The organism is Succinimonas sp. (assembly GCF_045225735.1).
Taxonomy (GTDB): domain Bacteria; phylum Pseudomonadota; class Gammaproteobacteria; order Enterobacterales; family Succinivibrionaceae; genus Succinimonas.
In genome coordinates this window covers 1-3,655 of record NZ_JBGVBR010000381.1, presented here as the reverse complement: position 1 = coordinate 3,655, position 3,655 = coordinate 1, and the positions used below count along the sequence as shown (strand labels likewise).

Genomic DNA, 3,655 nt, shown 5'->3' with positions numbered 1-3,655 from the left:
CGCGGCGGGTAATGGTCAGGCTGCCGTACCCCAGGGAGGTGAGCTTCTTGATGGTGAGGGAGTATACCGCCCAGGAGATGCAGGCGGCCACGGTCATGAGATCTCCGGCGGGACTCACGGTGAGATCCGAGTCTCCCGCGCTGAGCATGACAATGCCCGTCATGGAAATGACAAAGCCTGAGATAAAGCCCCAGGAGAGCACCTGGCGGTCGTGGTATACCGGGAGCGCCAGAAGGGCGGTAAAAAGCGGAGCCGCGGAGACAATGATCCCCACATGGGAGGCACTGGTGATAGTGAGGGCGGTATTTTCCAGCATGAAGTACAGGCAGATCCCGGTGAGTCCCGCCAGAGCGAAGTACTTTTCCTCTCCGGGGCGGCTGGTTACGGCGGGGGCTCCGGCCAGACTGAGCAGGATGACAGCAATAATGAGCCGGACGAGGAGGATTTCCGCGGGATCAAAGCTGGCTACGAGATACTTGGTGGAAACGTAGGTAATGCCCCAGACGGTGGTAGTGAACAGGGCTGCCGCATGTCCCGGTAAGGTGTTTGCGCTCATGCGGCCTTCCCGCTATGCCGGATACGCCGGCGGCAAAAACCGGAGCAGGGGATTAAGATTAAGGCTGAGGTCAGGAGCGCCGGCGGGATCCGTCTCCCGCGGCTCCGGACAGCGCCGGAGACTGAAGTTACCACTTTTTCTTGGGCATGAAGAGAATATCGATGTCGCTTTCTTTGGCTTTTTCGTTGGCCATTTCCTGCTCGAGCCTCTTTTCCGCCTCGGAGTTAATGCGGGCCAGAATTTCTTCCAGATGATTCTTGACGCCATCCAGCCAGGAATCCCGGAACTGCAGCTTATTGAGAGAGCCCAGCCCGCCCTTGATAAGATCCCGGGCCGTGCCGTTCTGGTTGTTGGTCAGGGCTTCCTCGATATTATTCATGAGGTTGCTGAACTGGATCTTGTAGATGTTGATCTCCAGCACCTTGTCCTCGTCCACGAAATCGTTTTTGGAGATCCGGCCCCGGTTGAATTCCTTGCGGAGGATCTGCCGGAGGCGGCGCATGGTGCGGATCATTTTCAGGGACTGATCGGCATTGGCGGGCGGAGCAAACTGGGTATCCCGGGAGGGGGAGGTTTTGGTGATCTCTATCTGAGATGACATGTCATTGATGCGCTGCTGCACCTGAATGCTGTTCTGCACCGTGGCGATGATCTGGAGAGAGCTCAGAATGCGGTTCTGCAGAATAACGATCATCCGGTTGGAGAAGGGGATCTGGGTGACGTTCATCAGGATGTCGTCGGTTTCATCAATGATGTTTTTCTGCCGGGAAATGAGGAGCTTTTTGTCCATTTCCTGCTGAACCTGGTAATCACTGTACAGCATATAGGCAATGATCACAAAGACCAGCAATATGATAATGAATATAGTAATGGCAAAAAACATGCTGAACACCTCTCGAGCAGGAAACGCATCCCTGGGCCCTTACCCCGCGCGGCGCGCAAACCGGGCTGTTTCCTGTTCATCCTTCTGCTGCTATTACGGATGCCGGATGAATCATTCCGGGAAAATGCTGTCCCGATTTTATCACAGGTTAACGCGGCGGTTGTTTTTGTCGTGCTCTAATTTTGACTGAACCGCAAAAAAACTCGCCGCCTGCCGGCATCCTTCCGGCCCCTTTCCTGATTCTTTCAGCTTCTTTCCTGAAAAAAATCTCCCCCATGGCGCAGTTCCGCGTTTTTGGCAAGGATCCGGAGAAAATCAGTCAACCTGTGAGTGCCGGCGTAGAATCAGCTTAAAAAACTTTTCCGGACGCGAGGGGCGGGCGGGCCGTGCTATAATGAGAAATATTTTCAGCTTTGGCAGTTCCGCTTCGGGGATTTTTTTTCCGAACGCCGGCGCCGGGCGTCGTGATAATAACACTGACAGGGCGGATTTCTCCCTCCCTGCAATTTAAGCGAGTATTTTAACAGGAGCATCCTAATGACTGTAATCAAACAGCAGGACTTTATAGATTCCATCTATGACGCTCTGCAGTACATTTCCTATTACCATCCGCTGGACTTTGTCAGGGGCCTGAAAAAAGCTTACGAGAGAGAGCAGAATCCGGCTGCCAAATCAGCCATCGCCCAGATTCTGGTGAACTCCAAAATGTGCGCCGAGGGCCATCGTCCCCTCTGCCAGGATACCGGCATTGTTACCTGCTTTGTGAAGATCGGCCGCAACGTCACCTTCGAGGGAGACATGCTGGTGCCGGAGATGGTAAATGAGGGCTGCCGGAGAGCCTACTGCTGCCCGGACAACCCCCTCCGGAAGAGCGTGCTTAAGGATCCTGCCGGAAGCCGGGTGAACACCAAAGACAACACTCCCGCCGTTACCCATGTGGAAATTATCGAGGGCGACAAGGTTATCGTGGAGATTGCCGCCAAGGGAGGCGGGTCTGAGAACAAGACCAAGATGGCCATGCTCAATCCTTCCGATTCCATTGAAGACTGGGTGCTGGAGCAGCTCCCCCACATGGGCGCCGGCTGGTGTCCTCCGGGCATGCTGGGCATCGGCATCGGCGGCACCGCTGAAAAGGCCGCCCTTATGGCCAAGGAAGCCCTGATGGAGCCCATTGACATCGATGACCTGATTAAGAAGGGCGCGGAAACCGCCGAGGAAAAGCTCCGTCTCAGCATTTACGACAAGGTTAACCGTCTGGGCATCGGAGCTCAGGGACTGGGCGGCCTTACCACCGTTATGGATGTGAAGATCAAGAGCTTCCCCACTCATGCCGCCTCCAAGCCGGTATGCATGATCCCCAACTGCGCCGCCACGAGACATGTCTCCTTCGAGCTGGACGGCTCCGGCCCGGTTAATCTGGTGCCGCCGTCTCTGGACGAATGGCCGGATATCAAGGTGGGGGGCAGCGACAATGCCAGAAGAGTGAACCTGGACACCGTAACCAAGGAAGAGATGGCCACCTGGAAGAGCGGCGAAACCCTGCTCCTCAGCGGTACCATTCTTACCGGCCGCGATGCCGCTCACAAGAAGATCTGCGACCTCATTGCCGAGGGCAAGCCTCTTCCCGACGGCGTGGACTTCCATGGCAAGTTTATCTACTACGTGGGACCGGTGGATCCGGTACGCGATGAGGTAGTCGGCCCGGCCGGCCCCACCACCTCCACCAGAATGGATAAGTTCGTGGAAACCATGCTCAGCAAAACCGGCCTTTTCGGCATGATCGGCAAGGCGGATCGCGGTCCGGCCGCAGTTGCCTCCATCAAGAAGCACAAGGCTGTTTATCTCATGGCTGTGGGCGGCGCCGCCTACCTGGTATCCAAGGCCATTAAGAAGGCCCGGGTGCTGGCATTCCCGGAACTGGGCATGGAAGCCGTTTACGAGTTTGAGGTAGAGGATATGCCGGTCATGGTAGCAGTGGATTCCGAAGGCAGCAACGTTCATGTGAACGGTCCTGCTGAGTGGCGCGAGAAGATCCTGGCCATTGACTTCAAGTATCTTGAATAGTCCCTTCTGAAAATCCGGTTTTCGGATCAGCAAGAAGCGGGAGTCCTGATATAGCCAGGGCTCCCTTTTTTTGCGCGCGCCCGGCATGTTCTGTACCTATGGGGTGAAAGTCCCGAACACGACCGCCGGCGGCAAGTGTCAGCGAATCGCAA

The 3,655-nt window shown here is 56.0% G+C and carries 3 protein-coding genes; 1 reads left to right on the top strand and 2 read right to left on the bottom strand.

What is annotated here, in order from left to right; genetic code table 11:
* Both ACJROR_RS13495 and ACJROR_RS13490 read right to left on the bottom strand, forming a co-directional pair.
* Positions 1–556, bottom strand: a 556-nt coding sequence (locus ACJROR_RS13495) for a DMT family transporter (protein WP_406547558.1), incomplete at its 3' end; no start/stop codon positions are given.
* 127 nt (positions 557–683) lie between these two features.
* Positions 684–1,439: a hypothetical protein gene (locus tag ACJROR_RS13490; RefSeq protein ID WP_406547557.1), complete on the bottom strand. Its 756-nt coding sequence runs from the start codon at positions 1,437–1,439 to the stop codon at positions 684–686.
* A gap of 537 nt (positions 1,440–1,976) precedes the next feature.
* On the opposite strand from ACJROR_RS13490, the gene ACJROR_RS13485 reads away from it, so the two are divergent.
* Positions 1,977–3,503 carry a fumarate hydratase gene (locus tag ACJROR_RS13485; RefSeq protein WP_406547556.1) on the top strand — a complete coding sequence of 509 codons (1,527 nt, stop codon included), beginning with the start codon at positions 1,977–1,979 and terminating at the stop codon, positions 3,501–3,503.
* Positions 3,504–3,655: the final 152 nt, after the last annotated feature.